This window comes from Alteromonas sp. IB21, from assembly GCF_016405965.1.
Taxonomy (GTDB): domain Bacteria; phylum Pseudomonadota; class Gammaproteobacteria; order Enterobacterales; family Alteromonadaceae; genus Alteromonas.
In genome coordinates this window covers 136422-158080 of record NZ_JAEFCD010000002.1, presented here as the reverse complement: position 1 = coordinate 158080, position 21659 = coordinate 136422, and the positions used below count along the sequence as shown (strand labels likewise).

At 44.8% G+C, this 21659-nt stretch carries 19 protein-coding genes; 9 read left to right on the top strand and 10 right to left on the bottom strand.

Annotated features, from left to right (window positions below; translation table 11 throughout):
* Positions 1–158: 158 nt before the first annotated feature.
* Entirely contained in the window at positions 159–2003 is a 1845-nt protein-coding gene (locus tag JC525_RS02480; protein ID WP_198814172.1) for a DUF885 domain-containing protein, read from the top strand.
* A gap of 161 nt (positions 2004–2164) precedes the next feature.
* A complete protein-coding gene (locus JC525_RS02475) occupies positions 2165–2500 on the top strand; it encodes a VOC family protein (protein WP_198814170.1) in 336 nt (111 codons plus the stop codon).
* Here the strand turns inward: JC525_RS02475 and JC525_RS02470 are convergent.
* The 5 genes from JC525_RS02470 to JC525_RS02450 all read right to left on the bottom strand — a co-directional run bounded on the left by JC525_RS02470 (position 2497) and on the right by JC525_RS02450 (position 7506).
* Entirely contained in the window at positions 2497–4536 is a 2040-nt protein-coding gene (locus tag JC525_RS02470) for an NADPH-dependent 2,4-dienoyl-CoA reductase (RefSeq protein WP_198814168.1), read from the bottom strand. The genes JC525_RS02475 and JC525_RS02470 overlap by 4 nt on opposite strands.
* A 292-nt stretch (positions 4537–4828) precedes the next feature.
* Positions 4829–5302, bottom strand: coding sequence for a DUF4426 domain-containing protein (locus tag JC525_RS02465; protein WP_198814166.1), 474 nt, complete (start codon positions 5300–5302; stop codon positions 4829–4831).
* An 88-nt stretch (positions 5303–5390) separates the two neighbouring features.
* Entirely contained in the window at positions 5391–5927 is a 537-nt protein-coding gene (locus JC525_RS02460) for a YggT family protein (RefSeq protein WP_198814164.1), read from the bottom strand.
* Between the two features lie 20 nt (positions 5928–5947).
* Positions 5948–6769 carry a pyrroline-5-carboxylate reductase gene (gene proC, locus JC525_RS02455; protein WP_198814162.1) on the bottom strand — a complete coding sequence of 274 codons (822 nt, stop codon included), beginning with the start codon at positions 6767–6769 and terminating at the stop codon, positions 5948–5950.
* A gap of 50 nt (positions 6770–6819) precedes the next feature.
* Positions 6820–7506 (bottom strand): YggS family pyridoxal phosphate-dependent enzyme, encoded by a 687-nt coding sequence (locus tag JC525_RS02450; RefSeq protein WP_198814160.1) that lies wholly within the window; start codon positions 7504–7506, stop codon positions 6820–6822.
* A gap of 27 nt (positions 7507–7533) precedes the next feature.
* Here JC525_RS02450 and JC525_RS02445 point away from each other — a divergent pair, with 27 nt between their 5' ends.
* From JC525_RS02445 to JC525_RS02435, 3 genes are all read left to right on the top strand, one after another.
* Positions 7534–8577, top strand: a complete 1044-nt coding sequence (locus tag JC525_RS02445) for a type IV pilus twitching motility protein PilT (protein WP_105929558.1) — start codon at positions 7534–7536, stop codon at positions 8575–8577.
* A gap of 8 nt (positions 8578–8585) precedes the next feature.
* Positions 8586–9698, top strand: coding sequence for a PilT/PilU family type 4a pilus ATPase (locus JC525_RS02440; protein ID WP_198814158.1), 1113 nt, complete (start codon positions 8586–8588; stop codon positions 9696–9698).
* 128 nt (positions 9699–9826) lie between these two features.
* Complete coding sequence (locus JC525_RS02435; protein ID WP_198814156.1) at positions 9827–10153, top strand: putative signal transducing protein; 327 nt, start codon at positions 9827–9829, stop codon at positions 10151–10153.
* 79 nt (positions 10154–10232) lie between these two features.
* Here the strand turns inward: JC525_RS02435 and ruvX are convergent, their stop codons facing one another.
* The 4 genes from ruvX to JC525_RS02415 form a co-directional block, all read right to left on the bottom strand.
* Entirely contained in the window at positions 10233–10664 is a 432-nt protein-coding gene (gene ruvX, locus JC525_RS02430) for a Holliday junction resolvase RuvX (RefSeq protein ID WP_198814154.1), read from the bottom strand.
* Positions 10657–11223 (bottom strand): YqgE/AlgH family protein, encoded by a 567-nt coding sequence (locus tag JC525_RS02425; protein WP_198814152.1) that lies wholly within the window; start codon positions 11221–11223, stop codon positions 10657–10659. The genes ruvX and JC525_RS02425 overlap by 8 nt, the downstream gene beginning before the upstream one ends.
* A 112-nt stretch (positions 11224–11335) precedes the next feature.
* Positions 11336–12286, bottom strand: coding sequence for a glutathione synthase (gshB, locus tag JC525_RS02420; protein ID WP_198814150.1), 951 nt, complete (start codon positions 12284–12286; stop codon positions 11336–11338).
* A 115-nt stretch (positions 12287–12401) separates the two neighbouring features.
* Positions 12402–13130, bottom strand: a complete 729-nt coding sequence (locus JC525_RS02415) for a 16S rRNA (uracil(1498)-N(3))-methyltransferase (RefSeq protein WP_198814148.1) — start codon at positions 13128–13130, stop codon at positions 12402–12404.
* A gap of 796 nt (positions 13131–13926) precedes the next feature.
* Between JC525_RS02415 and JC525_RS02410 the strand changes: the two genes are divergently transcribed.
* Positions 13927–14769 (top strand): mechanosensitive ion channel family protein, encoded by an 843-nt coding sequence (locus JC525_RS02410; protein ID WP_105929564.1) that lies wholly within the window; start codon positions 13927–13929, stop codon positions 14767–14769.
* 129 nt (positions 14770–14898) lie between these two features.
* Here JC525_RS02410 and JC525_RS02405 read toward each other — a convergent pair whose 3' ends face one another.
* The gene (locus JC525_RS02405) at positions 14899–15696 is read right to left on the bottom strand and encodes a M48 family metallopeptidase (protein ID WP_198814146.1); all 798 of its coding nucleotides are present in this window, start codon (positions 15694–15696) and stop codon (positions 14899–14901) included.
* Between the two features lie 387 nt (positions 15697–16083).
* On the opposite strand from JC525_RS02405, the gene JC525_RS02400 reads away from it, so the two are divergent.
* From JC525_RS02400 to prsK, 3 genes are all read left to right on the top strand, one after another.
* Positions 16084–17886 (top strand): choice-of-anchor I family protein, encoded by a 1803-nt coding sequence (locus tag JC525_RS02400; protein ID WP_198814144.1) that lies wholly within the window; start codon positions 16084–16086, stop codon positions 17884–17886.
* Between the two features lie 467 nt (positions 17887–18353).
* Positions 18354–19478: a beta-ketoacyl-ACP synthase III gene (locus JC525_RS02395; protein WP_198814142.1), complete on the top strand. Its 1125-nt coding sequence runs from the start codon at positions 18354–18356 to the stop codon at positions 19476–19478.
* Positions 19479–19604: 126 nt separating this feature from the next.
* Positions 19605–21635 carry an XrtA/PEP-CTERM system histidine kinase PrsK gene (gene prsK / locus JC525_RS02390; protein WP_198814140.1) on the top strand — a complete coding sequence of 677 codons (2031 nt, stop codon included), beginning with the start codon at positions 19605–19607 and terminating at the stop codon, positions 21633–21635.
* Positions 21636–21659 lie beyond the last annotated feature (24 nt).

Here is a 21659-nt window from a genome sequence, read left to right as displayed (position 1 = left end):
ATAACGTCTGGTGGCTCCGCGCATCCGCTAAGCGATATAGCACTTAAAATTATAACGAATTAAACACGACAGCGCCCTCGTTGCAAAACGGCGGCGAAATAGCTGCAAAACGGCGGCGAAATAGCTGCAAAATAGCGGCGATAAAACAAGGAACAAATATGAAAGCATTTAAAACACTACTGGTTAGTAGCGCAGTTACTATGGCTTTAGGCTTCAGCGCTACGGTGGCGTTTGCTCATAATCACGCAAAGCAGCAAAACGATAAACCAAGTGTGTCGGCAGCAAAAGACGCGTCTGAGCACGATAAGCTTTTTACACTATTTGCGGCTGCTGATCAGCGCAATATAGAGCTAAACCCTATTATGGCTATTTTCCGTGGCGATATGCGTTATGCAGATAGAATGGGAGATTTCTTAACAGACTCCCATGCATTAGCTGGCAAAACGGCCACACTGCTAAACTTGTCAGAGCTTAAACAAATTGACCGTAGTCAATTAAGCGATACAGACAAGCTTGCCTACGATGTATTTAAATACAACCAAGAGCGCTCGCTGAAAATGTCGACAGACGAGATTGAAGCGCTAACTGAAGTTCGTCCTGTTAACCACTTCAGCGGGTTTCACACCTTCTATCCAACCTTTGCGAGCGGAAAGGGCGCAGCGCCATTTAAAACGGTAGAGGATTACCAAAATAACCTATCTCGCCATGAAGATTACATTGCGATTTCTGACCGCGCTATCGATAAGTTTCGAGAAGGCATGGAAAGTGGCGTGCTTGAAACCAAGCTTACTATTGACCGCGTAATTAAGCAGTTTGATACCCAGTTGGCTATCCCAATTAAAGAGTCACAATATTGGGGGCCAATCAACATGCTCCCAGAGAGCTTTTCTGATGAAGAAAAAGCTCGTTTAACTGCTGATTACGAAAAAGCGACGCAAGATATTTACGATGCAACTACACGTATGCGTGACTTCCTTCGCGACGAGTACCTTCCCGTTGCTCGTGAAACTATTGGCCTTAGCGATATGAAAGGCGGCGCGAAGCTTTATCAGCTTATGGTGGAAGGCTCTACAACGTTGCCGATGACGCCAGATGAACTTCACAAACTGGGCTTGAAAGAAGTGAAGCGTATCAAAACTGACATGCTTGAAATTAAGGATGAAGTGAAGTTTGAAGGGACGCTAAACGAGTTCTTCGACTATGTGCGCACCGACCCTAAGTTTAAGCCTGAAAGTCGCGAGGCGCTAACGCAAAGCTATTACGATATTGGCCGCGAAGTTGACGAGAAAATTGACCAATACTTTTCTTTATTGCCAAAGTCTGAACTAGAAATAAAACCGTATGATCCCGCCATTGAGCAATTTAGCGCGGGTGGTTCTTATCAGCCGGGCACGCCTGATGGTTCACGCCCAGGTACTTTCTACTTTAACGCGTATGACCTTCCTAGTCGCTTAACCACAGGGAACGTTACCTTGTACCTACACGAAGGCGCGCCGGGTCACCATTTCCAAGTGAGTCTAGCGCAAGAAAATGAAGCGCTACCTTCATTTATGCGCTTTAGCTTCCTTCCTGCCTTCGGTGAAGGTTGGGCGCTGTATTCTGAAACGTTAGGCTACGAAATGGGCTTCTTCGATGACCCATGGAATCGCTATGGTACGCTTCAAGATGAACAACTGCGCGCCATGCGTTTGGTGGTAGATACAGGTATTCATGCCAAAGGGTGGACCCGAGAACAAGCTATCGACTTTATGCTTGATAATTCAGGTATGACACGTACAGAAGTTGTGGCTGAGGTAGAGCGTTATATCGCTATTCCTTCCCAAGCCCTGTCTTACAAAGTTGGCGCGCTAAAAATTCAGGAATTGCGTACTCGCGCTGAAAAAGCGTTAGGTGATAATTTTGATATCCGTGAATTTCATGCACAGGTGTTAAATACAGGTGGTATACCATTGGCCATACTTGAACAGAAAATTGACCGCTGGATTGCGAGCCAGAAAAGTTAGATAGCATCTACACACTAGGTAGACGTTAAAACATATTAAAGCCAGCAAGTTTAAAGCCTTGCTGGCTTTTTTCGTTTTTGCGACCAATGGCAGTGATATTGGTAAGTAGCTTCACTAGAGTAGTAATTAATCATTATTTACGACTTATAAGGAAGCGGAAGGTGGATTTAGGGCTATTTTCGTTGAGTTTAGCGGTAAAGGACATCAGCAAGTCGAAGGCATTTTATGAGGCGTTGGGCTTTAAAGCCATGCCTTCATGCGGCTCGGTGGAAGACAAATGGTTAATGATGAAAAATGGCACCACCATGATTGGCCTATTCGAAGGAATGTTTGAAGACAATATTATGACTTTTAACCCTGACGATGTTAGAGCCCTTCAGGCTGACCTAGTAGAACAGGGAATAGCCCTAGAGGTTCCTGTGAAAGGCGATAGCGGCCCTGGGCATTTAATCGTTAAAGACCCAGACGGCAACGCTATCATGTTTGATCAGTTTTAAATATTCGCTGCGAGCTCCGCGCCTTGACGAATCGCACGCTTGGCGTCTAGCTCTGCAGCTACATCAGCCCCACCTATAATGTGTACAGTTAATCCCGCATTTTCCAGCGGTTCTTGGAGAGGCTTAAACGGCTCTTGGCCTGCGCATACAATGATATGATCAACAGGCAATACTTTTGGTTTATCGTTGATTAGAACGTGTAGACCCTCATCGTCCACTTTTTCGTAGCTTACCCCATTTATCATCTGTACATTATGGTGTTTTAATGATTGCCTGTGGATCCAGCCCGTTGTTTTGCCAAGCCCTTTGCCTACTTTTGAGGTCTTACGCTGAAGTAAATAAACGTCGCGGTCTGAAGGCGCTATTGATTTTTGTTTGAGCGCACCTGGCGTTGAATAATCTTTATCGATACCCCAGTGGTCAAGCCATTTGTCTTTATCTTTGGCTAAATGTTCATGCTCAACTAAAAACTCTGCCACATCAAAACCGATACCGCCAGCGCCCACAATTGCTACTTTTTTGCCTACCTGCTTGTGGTCTCGCAGTACATCCAAATAGCTCATCACTTTGGGGTGGTTGTGGCCTTCAATTGTCAGTTTACGTGGGTTGATACCGGTTGCTAACACGACTTCATCAAAGCCGCCTTTAGCAAGGTTTTCAGCATTCACGTCAGTATTAAGATGGAGAGTAACGCCAACACGTGCCAACTGATTGTCGAAATAGCGTAACGTTTCGTAAAATTCTTCTTTGCCTGGCACTTGTTTAGCGTAGTTAAATTGCCCCCCAATCTCAGCGGCTTTATCGAACAAATGTACGTCATGACCACGTTCAGCGGCATACATGGAAAACGCCAGACCAGCTGGACCTGCACCTACTACCGCTAACTTTTTCTTGTTTTGGGTGGGTTCAAAAGTCAGTTCAGTTTCATAGCATGCCTGCGGGTTGACCAAGCAGCTCGCACGCTTTTGTTCAAATGCGTGGTCAAGACATGCCTGATTACACGCAATGCAGGTGTTGATAAGCTTTGATTCATTGCGCATGGCTTTGGCAACAAAGTGTGCATCAGCCAGGAAAGGGCGGGCCATCGACACCATATCAGCATGACCTTGAGCCAACACCGACTCTGCAACTTCAGGCGTATTGATACGGTTAGTCGTAATAAGAGGGACAGACACCTCTTTTTTCATCCGTTCGGTTATCCAGGTAAACGCCGCGCGAGGCACCGAGGTGGAAATAGTGGGGACCCGCGCTTCGTGCCAACCAATGCCGGTATTAATGAGTGTTGCGCCTGCTTTTTCAATTTCTTTAGCCAAGTACACGACTTCATCCCATTTAGCCCCGCCTTCAACCAAATCCAGCATAGACAGTCGGTAAATAATTATGAAGTTAGTACCTACTTTTTCCCGTACGCCTTTAACTATCTCTACAGCAAGACGAGCACGGTTTTCCAGACTGCCGCCCCATTCGTCACTTCTATGATTGGTACGCTCGCAGAAAAACTGGTTAATCAGATAACCTTCAGAGCCCATAATTTCGACGCCGTCGTATCCTGCATCTTGGGCTAAGCTAGCGCATTTTATGTAGTCTTTAATGGTGCTTCTTACGCCCCGTGAGGAAAGTTCCCGTGGCTTAAAAGGTGTGATAGGCGACTTCATAGGTGAGGCTGAAACGGCTAGAGGATGATAACCGTAACGGCCTGAATGCAGAATTTGCATGCAAATTTTGCCGTTTTCTTTATGCACAGCATCAGTAATCACACGATGTTTTTTTGCATGACTTGAGCGCGTCATTCTTCCGGCGAAGGGCGCTACCCAACCTGAAATATTAGGGCTGATCCCGCCAGTTACGATAAGACCTGCACCGCCTTTCGCACGCTCGGCATAAAATGCAGCTAGTTTGTCGAAACCGCCTTTTTCTTCTTCAAGGCCAAGGTGCATAGAACCCATTAGCGTTCTGTTGCGAAGCGTAGTAAAACCTAAATCTAGTGGTTCAAGTAGGTGAGGGTAAGGTGAAGGCTGCGACGAGGGCGTACTCATAATTATTCTCTGTTTTTATATGCTATGAAGGCGACTGGTGTAAGGTTTACGCGCTAAGGTTTACCGCACAACGTATAAACCTTAGCTTGACCGACCAGTTGTTCTGATTATTTACCACTGCATGCAATTGGTAAAGGAGAGTCATCAAGTTTTTATAATAATAAAAAAGCGAGATACCCGTTAAACGGAAATCTCGCTTTGAATAGGTTAAATTTATTAACCATGACTTGGTGCAACGCATGAGCTAACTGTTACGCTTATATTTGGCGTAAGTGCTTAAATATATCGCTATCTATTCATCAACATACATTTTTTGCTGGAACTTCAACGTTTGTTTACTCGCACCTTTTTGTACATCAATATCAAACCTAAAGGTTTCCTGATCGCGAAACGGTAAAACAGCTAAATAATAAATTGCGTCGCCATCTTCAACTTTTTTGAAGGTGAGCTTGCGGGTGTTACCTAAGAGGTTCTTTGCTGTACCTGTGACGTCTGCACGTTGCGCTTCGCCAGAAACTTTGTCGAGTACAGAAATGTTCACCAGCGCATTAAACTTGCTTCTTACGATGCCATAGCTAGCAGCTACTTCGGGCGTTAAAAATGGGGTGCCGACCACCATATAATGTACATCCCATTCACCCAGCGTTTGCTTTTGCTCGGCAAAAACAGAAATGCTTAAGCAAGCCATCGCTATTGCAAGAAATGCCAAATAGCCTTTTTTAATTCGGTTTAATTTATTCATGATAGACCTTATCGTTGCCTTCATTTTTACTTATGTTTTTCCGCTCACGATGCAACAGACTTCATTGCTTGAACCGTAGATTCCTATTGATATGTCGGTATGTAGACATTAATTACATAGGGAAAGTATCTTGGATCAGTAGCTGTAAAAACTGTAATGCAATGATGGCAATAAGCACCGATAAGTCCAAGCCGCCTAACGGAGGGATCACTTTACGAATAGGCGCTAAAAACGGTTCGGTAAGCTGATATAAAACGTAGTCAACAGGAGATTGACCTTGCGATACCCAGCTTAAAATAGCCCGTAATAGTAATACCCAAAACATCAGCGACAAGGTTTCTTTTACCACGCCAATCAATGACAGAATAGCAATGCCGACGGGGTTAAGGCTACCGCCAAACATGAGCCCTAATGTAATTAGTTTGAGGGCACACACGGCCACCGCTAACACAAAGGTAGCGGTGTCGAATCTGCCGATTGACGGGATGACACGGCGCAACGGCCCCACGATAGGGTGGGTTGCTTTTACAACAAACTGACTAAGTGGATTATAGAAATCTGCTTGAACCACTTGTAACCAAAGGCGCAGAATAACCACCATCAAATAAAGGCTAAATAAGGTATCAACCAAAAATACCGTTGCATTCATGTTGTGCTTTTCCTAATACGTTATAGCTGTTTTGCCATTTCTTCAGCACGTGCTACGGCTGCGCGCATCGACTTGCTGACAATGTCTTGTAAACCTTCATTAATGAAAGTATTTACGGCTTCTGCTGTCGTGCCGCCTTTAGACGTAACTTGGGCACGAAGCTCGCTTAATTCAAGATCAGGGTTGTTACAAACCATTTCGGCAGCGCCTAACATGGCCTGCTGAACCATTAAGCGCGATTGCGCTTTATCAAAGCCCATGTTCATGGCTTCTTCCTGCATATTTTGCAGGAACAAGAAGAAATAAGCAGGGCTGCTGCCCGCTGCAGCGATAACACCGTTTATACCCTCTTCTTTATCTACCCATACGGTTTCGCCCACGCTGTTCATTACATCGTCAACGTATTGCCTGTCAGATTCTGAAACCGTGTCGTCGGCATACATGCCCGACATACCCTTACCTAACAAGCTTGGGGTGTTTGGCATAATGCGAACAACAGGGTATTCACCACCTAGCATTTCTTGAAGCCGAGCAACGGGTAGACCGGCAGCAATACTCATAAACAACTTGCCAGATAGGTCATTGTTCTTTTGTAACTCGGCGCACATATCGCCCATTATTTGTGGTTTTACCGCAAGCACGATGGCATCAGCGAATTGGCAAGCTTCATCATTAGATTGTGTGGTGTGAATACCAAACTCGGCTTTCAGGCCGTCTAACTTGGGTGTGGAAGGGTTTGCCGCCAAGATATTTTCTTTGGCGTAACCAGATTTGATAAGACCACTGATGATGCTGCGGCTCATGTTACCCGCGCCAATAAATGCTAATTTTTTCTGTTGCATGTAAATCCTATTAATTAGTTTCGTTTAAGTCTGTGTAGTGAGGTGTCGACCTAATTTCGTTTGCCGAAAATAGCGGTACCTACGCGCACCATCGTCGACCCGTGCTGAATCGCTTCTGCCATATCACTACTCATTCCTACGGATAGGGTATCAAAATTGCTCAGTGATGTATGGTAGTGGTCGAATAATTCTTTAAGTTTGGCAAGCGACTTATGCTGCTGCTCTTCACTCGGGTTGGCTTTGGGAATGGCCATCAATCCACGCAAAATTAGGCGTTCCTGCGATTCTATGAGCGTTACGAGTGCGTCTAATTCGCTTAATGCGACCCCTGATTTGCTGTCTTCATCATCAATATTCACCTGAATACACACATTGAGCGGCGGCATTGTATCAGGTCGTTGGTCATTTAAGCGACGGGCAATTTTTTCTCTGTCGACGGACTGAACCCAATCGAAATGCTCAGCAACGATTTTAGTTTTGTTTGATTGAATTGGGCCAATCATATGCCATTCCAGATCACTGAGATGCGAAAGTTCTTGAACCTTTTCAACACCTTCCTGTACGTAGTTTTCACCGAACATTCGTTGTCCCGCTTCATACGCTTCCATGATATCTGATACGGGTTTTGTTTTGCTAACCGCTAGCAATTTAACGGAATTTGGTGGACGATGTGCACTGGTAGCGGCTTGGTCTATTCCTTTTAGTGCGGAATTTAGTCTTTCTGCTATTGTTTGCATTATTCACCTTGTTTTGGAGAAGTGGTTGTGGATATTACCGAACTTTTGGCTTTCAGTGTTAAGAATAACGCCTCAGATTTACACTTATCAGCAGGCTTACCACCAATTATTCGTGTAGATGGCGAGATGCGTAAACTGAATGTGCCTGCTCTCGACCACAAGCAAGTGCACAGTCTCATTTATGAGATTATGAATGACATGCAGCGCAAAGAATACGAAGAAAATCTAGAAACCGATTTTTCTTTCGAAGTAAATGGTCTGTCGCGCTTTCGTGTAAATGCATTCGTTCAAAATCGCGGTGCTGCCGCTGTACTGCGTACCATTCCCAGCAAGGTATTGACGCTAGACGATTTAGGCGCACCTGAAATTTTTAAAGATATAATAAACCAACCTACGGGAATTGTACTGGTAACGGGAGCAACAGGCTCGGGTAAAAGTACCACGCTTGCAGCAATGGTCGATCATATCAACACGCACAAGCGTGAGCACATTCTCACCATTGAAGATCCCATCGAATTCGTTCATGAAAACAAGCTTTGCTTGGTAAACCAGCGCGAGGTGCACCGCGATACCCATTCGTTTAACAATGCGTTGCGCTCTGCACTTCGTGAAGACCCTGATGTTATTCTAGTGGGCGAGCTACGTGACCTCGAAACTATACGCCTTGCTATTTCAGCTGCGGAAACCGGTCACTTGGTGTTTGGAACGCTTCACACTAACTCTGCGCCAAAGACTATCGACCGTATTATCGATGTATTCCCAGCCGAAGAAAAGGCCATGGTGCGCTCCATGCTCTCAGAGTCGCTGCGCGCAGTAATATCTCAAACCCTGCTGAAGAAAGTCGGGGGAGGTCGAATAGCAGCCCATGAGATTATGGTAGGTATCCCAGCTATTCGTAATCTTATTCGTGAAGATAAGGTGCCGCAAATGTACTCTGTCATTCAAACGGGTCAGGCACATGGTATGCAAACGATGGATCAGTGCTTACAGCGTTTAGTGGCCATGGGGGTGATTACTAAACAAGATGCGGCGGCTAAGTCGGTGGATAAACAGTCGATGAACAACTTTTAGAGGCCGATATGTTAGATTCACTATTACAAAAAATGGTCGACACCAATGCGTCGGACTTGTTCATTACCGCAGGGTTTCCTGTTAGCGCCAAGATAAACGGTAAGCTTACGCCTGTCACTGAAACTGCGACTTCTGAGGACGCCTCATTAGCGCTTGTTCATGAAGCCATGACCGAAAAGCAGCAAAATGAATTCCATACCTCGAAGGAATGTAACTTCGCGATAGTGCGAGAGGGAATTGGCCGCTTTCGTTGCTCGGCGTTTTGGCAGCGAGACCAAGCGGGCATGGTCATTCGTCGAATTGTTACTCAGATACCCAAAGCGGATGATTTAGGTCTGCCGCGAGTATTGAAAGAAATCATTATGTCCAAACGCGGTCTGGTTCTTTTTGTGGGTGGAACCGGAACGGGTAAATCAACCTCGCTTGCTGCGCTTATTGGTCATAGAAATGAAAACTCTCATGGTCATATATTAACTATCGAAGACCCTATTGAATTTGTGCATGAGCACAAAAACTGCGTTATTACTCAGCGTGAAGTGGGTATTGATACTCAATCTTTTGACGATGCTCTCAAGAGCTCGCTACGTCAGGCGCCAGATGTCATTCTCATTGGTGAGATTCGTTCTATGGAAACCATGGAATACGCCATGTCGTTTGCCGATACGGGGCATTTGTGTGTGGCAACATTGCACGCTAACAATGCAAACCAAGCCATAGAACGTATTATGCATTTAGCGCCTAAAGATCAGCACGACAAGCTGCGCTTCGATTTAAGCCTAAACATTCGGGCTATTGTTGCCCAGCAGCTTGTTCCTACTCCGGATGGTAAAGGCCGGGTAGCTGCAATTGAAATACTGTTAAATTCACCACTAGTGCGCGACCTCATTCAGCGAAATGAAATTGGTGCGTTAAAAGAAGCGATGAAGAAGGGCAAAGAGCAGGGCATGCAGAGCTTTGATATGGCCCTTTATGATCTTTACAAAGCGGGCAAGATCGATATGGATCAAGCGCTACACCATGCTGACTCGCCTAACGACTTACGCTTAATGATTAAGCTTGATACTAGCGATGGATCTAGTTTGGGCACGTTGTCTAACGTGTCCATTGATATGGACGATTAGAAAGCGATTTAGTTGAATTTAGACATATTGCAGGTCTTTATTTTTTGTGGTCTGTTAATTTCAGTAGACAGGATAGATGACAAAAGCAGCCCACAGTGGCTGCTTTTGGATCTGAATAAGGATAGCTTTTGAAAAAACTTTTCACTTCGCAAGATGCCTTTGAAATGCAAGCCGTTCGCAGTGAATTAGACGCCCTAACGATACCTTATATGGTAAAAAACGAGTTCGCTAGCGGCGCCATTGGTGAGTTGCCCTGGCAAGACTCACAACAAGAAGTATGGCTTGTTGATGAGAGTTGGTATGGCAGAGCCTCTCAAGTGGTTGAAGCGTTAATAAACAACGCAAATAAAGCAGCGAGTGCCAGAGAAGACTGGCTTTGCACGCAGTGTGGAGAGGAAAACGGTAGCGCATTTGAGCTATGTTGGCAGTGTAACGAAGGAAACCGCCCAGAATAACGTTAGCTCAATAATTTTTTATGTGAAGTGCCACGTTGTTATGCTGGGTCGAAGAAAAGGCACAACTTTCTCAATAGCCTTAGCCATACTGGCTTTCACTCCAACTGGCAAAAATAACACAAGCAGACACACTATCTACCTTATCTTTGGTCAATTTCTTATAGCCGCCTAGCTCAAATAGCATGGATTTGGCATCGGTGGTAGTAAGGCGCTCATCACAGGTCTCTACCGCAACACGAAATCGCCCATGCAATCGGTTGGCAAACTTGCGCGCTCGCTGGGTCATTTCTTGCTCGGTCCCATCCATATTAAGCGGTAATCCCACTACGACAACATCAGGCTGCCATTCCTCGTAGAGTTTCTCAATAACCGTCCAGTCTGGAATGCCGTCTCGGGCTTTCAACGCGGCTAAAGGAGAAGCGGTGCCGGTAATTTCTTGCCCTACCGCCACGCCAATGCTTTTAGTACCAAAATCAAATGCAAGTACTGTACGACTACCTAGTTCAGGCATGTCCGGCCCCTGGTGCAAGCTGCCAAACGTCAACCCCGAGTTTATTAACCGTCGCCTGCCACTTTTTGTGCATGGGCGTGTTAAACAAAATGTCTTCATCGGCCTCGAATGTCAGCCACGCGTTCGCTTGCATTTCTTTTTCAAGCTGTCCTGCTGTCCAACCTGCATAGCCCAGGGCGATAAGCACGTCCGTTGGCCCTTCGTCATTGGCAATTGCAGTAAGTATATCTTTCGATGTGGTAACCATTATGCCGGGTGCAAGCTTGAGACTCGACGCCCATGCTTTTTGCGACGAATGCAGCACAAATCCGCGCTCTTGACTGACCGGACCGCCAGCTAGCACTATCTGCTCGGCTTTATCGTCAGACACATTGAGGTCTTTATCAGTCTGTTCTAAAAGTTGCTTTACGTTCATTGTGGAAGGCTGATTTACTACAATACCCATTGCACCGTCAGCATTATGCTCACAAACATAAATGAGTGATCGGGAAAAGTACGGATCGTCCAAACTCGGCATTGCGACTAAAAAGTGGTTCTGTAAGCTTTTCAATTCCGTCATAGGTTTTCTTTCACTTCTATTGGACTGCGAGTTGATGGTGTGCAGGCCTTATCTAACTCATTATTCATTGTATAGTCAGTGTAAGGCTCAATGGTGTTGAGCCTTTTGATCATTACTTCGTGAGGCGCTTTTCAATCGCATCAAACAGCGCACCAATTATATTAATGTCGTAAGCCGCCTCTATTTCTCTTACGCACGTTGGGCTGGTAATGTTTATTTCGGTAATTTTATTCCCAATAACATCAAGACCCACAAAAAGAATATTGTTTTCTTTTAGCGTAGGCGCTATGGCCTCAGCGAGCGCTCTGTCAGACGCTGAAATAGGCTGCGGGCGACCTGTACCTCCGGCAGCCAAATTACCTCGGGTCTCGCCTTTAGTTGGTAGGCGTGCCAAGCAATAGGGCATGACCTCGCCATCAACAATTAGTACACGCTTATCGCCATCTTTTATTTCTGGCAAATACTCTTGGACCATCATGTAGCGCGTGCCCAACTTGGTTAACGTTTCAATGACAACGCCCAAATTGTTGCCGTCAGGTTTAATTCTGAAGATAGAGGCACCGCCCATACCGTCCAATGGCTTACAGATAATATCCTGGTGCTTAGCGTGAAACTCGCGGATCAAGGTTTGATTGTTTGAAACCAATGTATGAGGAATATGTTCTGGAAAGTAGGACGTAAATAGCTTTTCGTTGTAATCACGCAGCGCCTGCGGATTATTAACCACGAGCGCGCCTTCATCTTGAGCGAGCGAAAGTATTTGAGTGGCATAGAGAAACTCACTGTCAAAAGGAGGGTCTTTGCGCATTAGCAATACATCGATATCCCCTAAGTGAACAGTAAATTCATCCTCAACAGTATAAAATTCTGTTGCTTGATCTTTTACTGATACGGTCTTACCTAGCCCCATAGGCTTACCGTTATCCAAGTACAAGTCTTTTAGCTCAAAATAGACAACTTTTGCACCGCGGCGCTGAGCTTCAAGCATCATTGCAAAGCTTGTGTCTTTATGTGGCTTAATGCTCTCAATGGGGTCCATGATTACGCCAACGGTATATTGCATAGTTTCTCACCTTGAATAATTTTAACATCCCATCAAAGATGGATTATCTTCTTATCGCGTTATATTGGGGCACAGCTTAAATTCTTCAAGCTAACCACGTTTTAAGGTAGCGGCGCTAAAAATCGCCATGCTGCGCTTGAAGTATACTTAGGCTGGTAATTGCTGCGGTTTCCGTTCGCAATATCCGAGGACCCAAGCTTACCGACTGATAGCCGTTTTCATTTGCAATATGTATTTCTGATTCGGATAAACCGCCTTCAGGACCGATCAATAAACGAAAACCCTGGGTGTTGTAGGGTTGTCTGGCTAGGCTTTGCTCTGCCCCTGGAGCAAGTACAAGCCTAGTTGTGCTTGTCGATGATGACAGCCACTGGTTTAGCCTTACTGGCGCATTAAGCGTTGGAATAACGTTGCGGCCGCTTTGTTCACACGCGCCGATAATGATCTTTTCCCATTGCTGAATTTTCTTTTCCCAGCGCGACTCGTCGAGCTTGACGGTGCAGCGCTCGGTGATGATAGGTGTAATTTCAGACACCCCAAGTTCCACACCCTTTTGTAACACAGTGTCCATTCTATCGCCCTTTGAAACGCCCTGACCTAAATGAAGGTGAAGTGGCGATTCTTTTGCCAATGAAAGGCAAGCATCGGCTTCCACAATGACTTTTTTTCTTTGAATGCTGATGATTTGGGCGCTGTATTCATTGCCATCACCGTTAAAAAGCACTATTGGGCGATTAGGCTTGATACGCAAAACAGTGGCGATATGATGCCCTGCATCTTCGGTTAACTCGAACTCTTGTTCTAAAGAAATAGGGTAGGGGTAATAGACTCTAGGTATACGCATAGTAAATCAAGTGTATGGTTTTACCGCGTATAATACGTGTGTGGAGATACAGGTTGCAATGCTGTTGAAGACTTCGTGTATACATTAAGGCCAAATTTACCTCAATAACAGATAACACCAACAACAGCACGCGGCCTTTTAATACTCGCTGACTCGGTTTTACTCTACGCTGCCGTTGGCGAAGAGTCGTTAGAAGACGATTTCAACACAGAGGTTGTTCGCTTCGATTGCGGTGCTGGGCGGTAATCCGCTCTTGCGTACTTAGTATGTTTTCCCTTATCAGTGCGTAGTGAATATAAAAACAAACACAATACAACCGAAAATAAGGTAGTGAGAAGCAACATGCGTTAATCCTTTAAGTGACATAGTTTGCTAAAGCTCGTTCATGTAAAGTTAGCCGGCTACAAATAGAAGTGTAACACGTCCAACTTTCATGAGACTTTAGTCTAAAACGTTGTGGCTAAAAAATCATCAAAAAAATTGTCTTAAAACTCGGTAACTTCCATCTTTATGAAAGATAACAAAGCGCATTTTAGCTTCGACTAACATCATGCTTTTGATGAGTGACAGGTGTGTGACAATTATTCAAAAAGATACTCAAACTTTAGTCTATAAGATTATTAAAAATGACGCTTCAGACCGCTACTTTAGGATAAGTCTCGCTTTATCAATAGCCTATCTAGCTTAGACTTTAGAGCAAATTTATACTGTTTGAACCTATTATGTATTGGTGTTAATACGAATAGCTGCTAACGTATTTGCGTTGATCACAACTAACCATGACAAGGACCATATTATGGAAGAGAAACTCTCGCTTTTTTCAGCAAGCGATGTTGAAAGATATATAAACGAATACGCCATTCCTTGGGGTATCAATATATTAATGGCGATTGCAATTTATGTAATCGGTAAAATCGTAGTTGGACTCATCCTTTCTGTTTTTAGACGCCTAATGGCTAAATCTAAATACGATGACATGTTAGTAGACTTCCTAGAAGCCATACTTAGCGCAATTCTGATGCTGTTTGTTATTGTAGCGTCACTCGACCAGCTAGGTGTAGACACTACGTCTCTCGTCGCAATACTGGGTGCTGCCGGTCTTGCAATTGGCCTATCACTGCAAGATTCACTGAAGAATTTCGCGGCTGGTGTAATGCTTCTAGTATTTAAGCCATTTAAAGCAGGCGATTTTGTTGAAGCTGCTGGTACGGCGGGTTCTATTAAGAAGATTGGTATCTTCACAACCACAATGAATACACCAGACAATAAAGAGATTATTGTACCAAATGGTAATATTTATGGCGGTAACATCACCAACTATTCTGCAAAAGATACTCGTCGCGTAGACATGGTTGTTGGTATCGGTTACGACGCCGACTTGTTAAAAGCTAAGCAGGTATTGCAAGAAATGGTTGCTGCTGATGAGCGTATTTTGGCAGAGCCAGCACCGACTGTTGCAGTTTCTGAACTAGCAGATAGCAGCGTTAACTTTGTAGTACGCCCTTGGGTAAAAGCTGCAGATTTCTGGGCGGTTAAGTTCGATTTTACTGAGCAAGTCAAACTTCGTTTCGACAAAGAAGGTATTTCTATTCCATTCCCACAAATGGATGTTCATCTTCACAAGCAAGATGGCGAATAGTCACTAGCTTTGAAAACAAAAAAACGCTGCAATGTTGCAGCGTTTTTTTGCTTTAAGGAAAGGGAATACTGGTGCCTTTTACTGTAGCCTTATTAGTAGCCAAAAAACGTCGATTTTGGCGCCCATATTTTATCTGCAGTTAGGACGATAGGCAGTGGCTTGATAGTCTGCATAGGCGTCGGGCATATTAGCTTGCAAGTTATCAATTCTGGTTTGTGGAGCAGGGTGAGTTGATAACAGTTCCATTGGACGGTTGCCACCACTCGCTGCATCCATGTTTTGCCATAAGTTAACTGATTGTCTAGGGTCAAATCCAGACTTCGCCATGAGCTGAAGACCTATAACATCGGCTTCAGATTCGTGAGTTCTGCTGAAGGGAAGCTGAACACCCACCTGAACACCTAAACCTATGGCAGCCATAATCGGCCCTGATTGAGGCACTTCGTTCGCTGCTAACACCTGACCAACCGCTTGACTTCCCATATTTATCAATGTTGATTGAGACATCCGTTCGTTACCGTGCTCTGCAATAACATGCCCCACTTCATGACCGATAACAGCGGCAAGCTGATGCTGGTTTTCTGCAACGTTAAGAAGCCCTGTATATACGCCAATCTTTCCGCCTGGCAGGGCAAACGCATTTACCTGTTCATCGTCAAACACCACCACTTCCCACTGACCATTGAAAACGCTAGAAGGTACTTGGGCAGTAATCGCGTTTGCGACACATTCTACGTAAGAATTCTGAACAGACTTGTTCGAAATTTTGAGCTCCTCTTTCATTCCTGTGAAAGCTTGGTCACCCATTTGAGCTAACTGACTCTCAGAAAAGAGCAATACTTGATTTCTGCCTGTTGGTGAGGTTGCACAAGCAGTTAGCGTAAGCGTCGCTGCAATCAATGCTGACGCTGTGAATTTCAATTTCATGACTAATCCTTTTAAAAACCTAAGAGCGTCGGAACCACTCACTTCAACAACGAGCTATTCCAATTTCATTAAGTTTATACATAATATTGGGAATATTAGTATCAGATAGTGGCTTTAAATAAAACTAGCTGTTTGCCTTATAGAGTCATCGATGTGCTAAACCCACGGATTTCTTATCTTTGTTATAGAAAAGTTACTCCCCTTTGCCTATTTAATATTTGTGTCATAAACTGATTCTAATTTATACATAGAAGTTACATAAATTTTCTGGTGTACTAAGGCAAGAAGTCCTTGTTTCTCTTTTTACTCTCGCGGGCGAAAGTAAAAGGTCTGAGATTTCTAGGGCCTCATAACGTACGACAAAAATACAAATAAAAAGGAAATAAGATGGCAGTGCGTAATAAGTTTAAATATGGATTACTCGCATTTTTAGTGTCTGCTGCGCTCTCTGGATGTGGCCTTGATGGCGACGACGGGGCACAAGGTGAAACGGGTGCGCAGGGCCCACAAGGTGAACAAGGTGAGTCTGGCGCAGATGGAAGCGATGGTACCGATGCATCAATCGGCATTGCTATGGACGTTGTCGGTCGTGCCTTCCTAGGTAATCAAACGGCCGCTGAAATTGTTCAATTCCACGCTGGGACTAGCACAATTTACGCAACAAATGGTGAAACCAACACCATTGCGGTTATTGATGCTTCTAGCGTGAATACGGCTACTATGCCAGATCCCATCAACACGACTTCACTAACCCCAACCACTATCGCACTGCCTGCTGATATTAACGGCGTTACGCTGGGTAGCGTAACAAGCATAGCAATAAGCGGTGACCTTATGGCCGTTGCAATGCCGGCTGACGTTAAAACAGACAATGGTTATGTACTGTTTTATAACGGTCTGGATAGCTCAGCGCCCGCATTTTTAGATTCGGTAGAAGTAGGCGCGCTACCTGATATGGTTACCTTTACACCAGATGGCGGCAAAGTATTGGTAGCAAACGAAGGTGAGCCTTCTGATGATTACACTATTGACCCTGAAGGGTCGATTACGGTTATCAATATTCTAGCCAGTGGTGAACCTGAAGAAACAGGGACTACCGTTGGCTTTAGCGCACTTAATGGCACTGAAGCTGATTTGATGGCACAGGGAATGATGTTCCCTAACCCAGCAGGACGAACAATTAACGGCACTGCAATCACGTCGTCTGTTGCAAAAGATTTAGAGCCAGAATATATCACAGCCACCAACGATGTTGCTTACGTAAGTCTTCAGGAAAACAACGGCCTGGCTATTTTAGACTTAGAAGAGTTAACAGTTGATGTTGTTGGCTTAGGCACTAAGTCGTGGGCTGGTCTTAACATTGATATACAAGAAGACGGGGCCGTGAGCTTTGGTCAGTACACAGGACTATATGGTGTGTACCAGCCTGATACCATCGCTAACTTTACGTGGAAAGATGCGACTTTCATTGTTACAGCGAACGAAGGTGATGCCCGTGAATACTTCTTTGAAGCTGCTGACGAGGCCGCATGTACTGCTGCCGGCGGTCTATCATTTGATGAAGACGATGGCTGTCTGGCGTATACCGATGAAGTTAAAGTAGAAGACCTGACTGCTGCCGCAAACTCTGAATTAGCCATGTTGCAGGCAACCGGTGAAGCTGACGATCTACGCGTAACTTCAGCAATGGGTGATGCTGATGGTGACGGTGAGTACGATGCTGCTTATGCATATGGCGCGCGCTCATTCACTATCTGGGACCAAAACGGTTTAGTGGTTTATGACTCAGGAGACGACTTTGAGCGTATTACTGCTTCGATTCATGGTGCACAATTTAATAACGGCGATGACGAAAACGAAGGCGACTCTCGTTCAGAGAATAAAGGGCCTGAGCCAGAAGCATTAACGGTAGGTCAAGTAGGCGATCGGACTTACGCCTTTATTGGTACGGAGCGCATGGGCGGTATTTTTGTTTACGACGTAACAAACCCATACGATGTACAGTTTGCTGAATACATCATTAACCGTGACCTTACCGAAGGATTAACCGCTAACGATGTTATTGGTGATCTAGCGCCAGAGAGCTTAGTATTTGTAAGCGCTGAAGATAGCCCAAGTGGTGTTCCTCTTCTGGTTGTAGGTAGCGAAGTAAGCGGTACAGTGACCGTTTGGCAAATCAACCAGCTTTAATTATTTACGAAACACTCTATGAAAACCCGCCTTTAAAAGCGGGTTTTTTATTGGCATAAGACGAGTGTCAAAGCTGTCATTAGAAGTACCAAGTAAGCGGTTCTGAATGCAATCGGCATAGATACTAAGCGCGCTAAGAGCTTCACTAACACAGATATCTCGCAAAGGTATTTTTCCACTAGTTCAATTCACTAGCCTTTTTCAATCTATGCGGACTGTTATTTATTGAGTCAGAGCGGTTGATTACCAGCGCAAACACGATTGGTCACATTCCCTATAGTTACACCGAAAGCGGATTGAGGTAAGCTATATGCACGAAATGCGCTCGGCACACTAAAGTGGGTGTCGGTGACATTAAATTGCACACGTATTAATGCGTTCAGGACACGCCGCCTATCGTGTAAAGGGCACGTCGCAACGCTGTGCATAATACGTTTGTGGTGTTAATTAAAAAATAGAGAATGCTTATGTCTCAGCAAGTTGTGATTAGTGGTGTAGGTGTATGGCACCCTAAAGACAGTATTACAAATGAAGAACTGGTTAATAGCTATAATGCCTATGTTGACGCTTTCAATGAAGAAAATAAAACGCAGATAGAAGCGGGCGACGTTAACGCCATGCCTTATTCAAGCGCCGAGTTCATCGAAAAAGCATCAGGCATCAAAAGCCGCTATATCTATCAGAAAGAAGGTGCGCTCGATATCACTCGGATGAAACCGAAAATTGCGCCTCGTGGTGATGATGAACTCTCCCATCAAGCTGAAATAGCCGTTGAAGCGGCAAAACTTGCCCTGGCATCAGCTAACCTTGATAGCAAAGACATTGACGCTGTTATCGTCTCATGTGCCTATACACAACGTGCCTATCCGGCAATAGCCATTGAAGTGCAAGAAGCACTCAATATTGAAGGTTTCGGTTTCGATATGTTGGTGGCTTGCTCGGCGGCAACTTTTGGTATGCATCGCGCTTATGAGATGCTGTGTGCGAAAAACGCAACGCGCGTATTGGTAATAAACCCCGAGTTGGTTTCTCCACAAATTAACTACGCCGACCGCGACAGCCATTTTATTTTTGGTGATGTGGCAACTGCTACCGTGTTGGAGATGGCTGAAACCGCACAGAGTAAGCATGTTTATGACGTGCTTAGTACTAAGGCGCTGACAAAGTTCTCCAATAACATTCGCTCGAACTTTGGTTATATGACCCGTGCAGAAGATGTTGATCCCTATGGACCTGATAAATTGTTCCATCAGGCTGGGAGAAAAGTGTTCAAAGAAGTTTGCCCCCTGGCTGCTGCGCATATTGAGGAGCACTTAGCCACTCACGACATAAAACCTGAAGGCGTCAAACGCTGGTGGCTGCATCAGGCAAATATCAATATGAACACCCTCATTTGTAAGCGATTGCTTGGACGAGATGCAGATCGTACAGAAGCGCCAATCGTGCTGGATGAATTTGCCAATACCGCTTCTGCAGGCTCTGTGATTGCCTTTGGCCTTAACCATGAAGATCTTGTTGCGGGCGACGTTGGCGTACTTTGCTCATTTGGGGCGGGTTATTCAATTGGATCTCTGGTTATACGTAAGAGATAGTGCTTTATTAACTTATGAAGGCACTGAGCTGTGTAAGCATAGTGTCTTTAGGATAGGGATGTCGTGCTTACACGCGTTCTCTGATAGTACATTTCTTAGAAACGACAATAAGGGTGAGATAAAAGGATGATTTCAGATGTAGGCTATGTGTTAAATAGTCTGGCGCATTTAGCCCTTTTATTGTTGTTACTGACAGTACGCAAACCGGGTGTGGCCAAAAATCTATTAGTGTTGGCCACGGCTGCTACATTTTTGTGGTCGACTAGTTTAGTTACTACACTGTTTGGTCCTGTCTCACTGAGCTGGTTACTTAGTGCAGACGTTCTCAAACAGCTTGCGTGGTTGTTATTTCTAGCGGGCTGCCTGCAAACCAGTTTTAACAATATTGTTGATGTGTTGAAGCGGCCCGTTACGCTTATTATTTTAGCACCTGCGTTAATTGCATTGCTTGCGCCTTATTTATTGGCGGTCAATCCAGCGTGGAGTTTTCTTGTACTCATTGTATTGTCTTTGGAAGTACTGGTTTTACTAGAAGTGGTCTATAGACAAGCAGGTCGAGAGCAATGGGCCTTTAAGCCACTTATTATTTATCTAGGGGCAACAAATTTATTTGAATTTGTTACCTACGCGAATGCAACCATGGTCAACCAAGTAGAGGTTGGCTACATAGCTGCCCGCGGTTTTATCTACTTCATGTTAATGCCCCTGCTCGTTATTTCCATCCGGCGAATCCATCATTGGGGCATTGATATATTTATCTCCCGTGATGTTGTATTGCATAGCTCGTTGCTTTTAGTGGCAGGTGGCTACCTTTTTGTAATGGCGGTAGTTGGGTACGCGATAAACTATATGGGGGGGAGTTGGGGCGCGACCGTTCAAATAATTTTAGTCGTCATGTCCTTTGCTTTGCTTGCCACGGTATTCTTATCGAATGGTTTTCGAACCAAGATAAAAGTATTTATTACGAAGCACTTTTTTGCCAACCAGTTTGATTATCGCGTCGAATGGGTAAAGCTGACGAAATGGCTGACGAAAGCCGGAGAGTCGAGTTCAGATGTGTACTATGCGGGTTTAACCGGCATGCTTAACGCTATCCAGTACGAATCTGGCTTGCTATTTAAAGTCACGTCGAACGGGTATGAGTGTGTTGCTGAAGCGTCTCCAATTTCAAACGACAAGGCGCACAAGTGCACAACCCTTGATGCGCTCGCACTTTATAGTGACAAAAATGGTTGGATTATCGACACCGATGCTTACCTGGTAAAGCCCTTTGATTACGAAGGGTTGAAGCTAGATAGAGACGCGTTAAAGCAGTGGGGGTACCAACTTTTTGTTCCTTTTCTGAAAGATGATGGTTTGTGGGGCTTTGCTGTGCTCGCGGCAGGGGAGAACGAAAAAATCAGCCTTAATTGGGAAGTGAAAGATTACCTAACCGCCGTATCTGAGCAAGTAGGCACATATATGCAGCATCACGAAGCTGCCCAAGTCGTAGCTGAAAATGCTCAGTTTGCTGCATTTAATCGAATGTCAGCGTTCGTATTGCATGATTTGAAAAATGTTCTAGCGCAAGTCGATTTGATCTTGGCCAATGCTCAGCAGCATAAGCACAATCCGGAGTTCATCGATGACACCTTTGAGACCTTAGAGCATACCAAAGCCAGAATGGAAAAAATGCTCAAACAACTTACCGATAAAAAAGCGGTAGAAGAGGGCGTGAATTCTGAATTTCTTCTTTCAGACATTGTGAAAGATGTGGTTGAGAAGCGATGTTCAGTACTACGTCCTTTACCATCTTTGCATCTTGTGCGAGAAACACCCGTGTTGGTAGATAGAGAAAAAGTTGCAAACGTACTCTACCATCTCATAAGTAATGCGCAGCAAGCTACGGCAGATGATGGTGAAGTAGATGTGGTTATTACCCATAATTCAGATAATAATACACAGCTTGTAATGATAGAAGATACCGGTACAGGCATGGATAAAGCGTTTATTGATGAGCGACTATTCAAGCCCTTTGATACGACTAAAGGGAATGCGGGTATGGGCATTGGTGCTTATGACGCCAAAACCTACATTGAGTCACTTGGCGGTAAGCTTACCGTTCAAAGCGAACCTGGTCGTGGAAGCTGTTTTACGCTGTATTTTCCGATAGGATAGGGTGTGCTCTGAATAAGTGTGAAA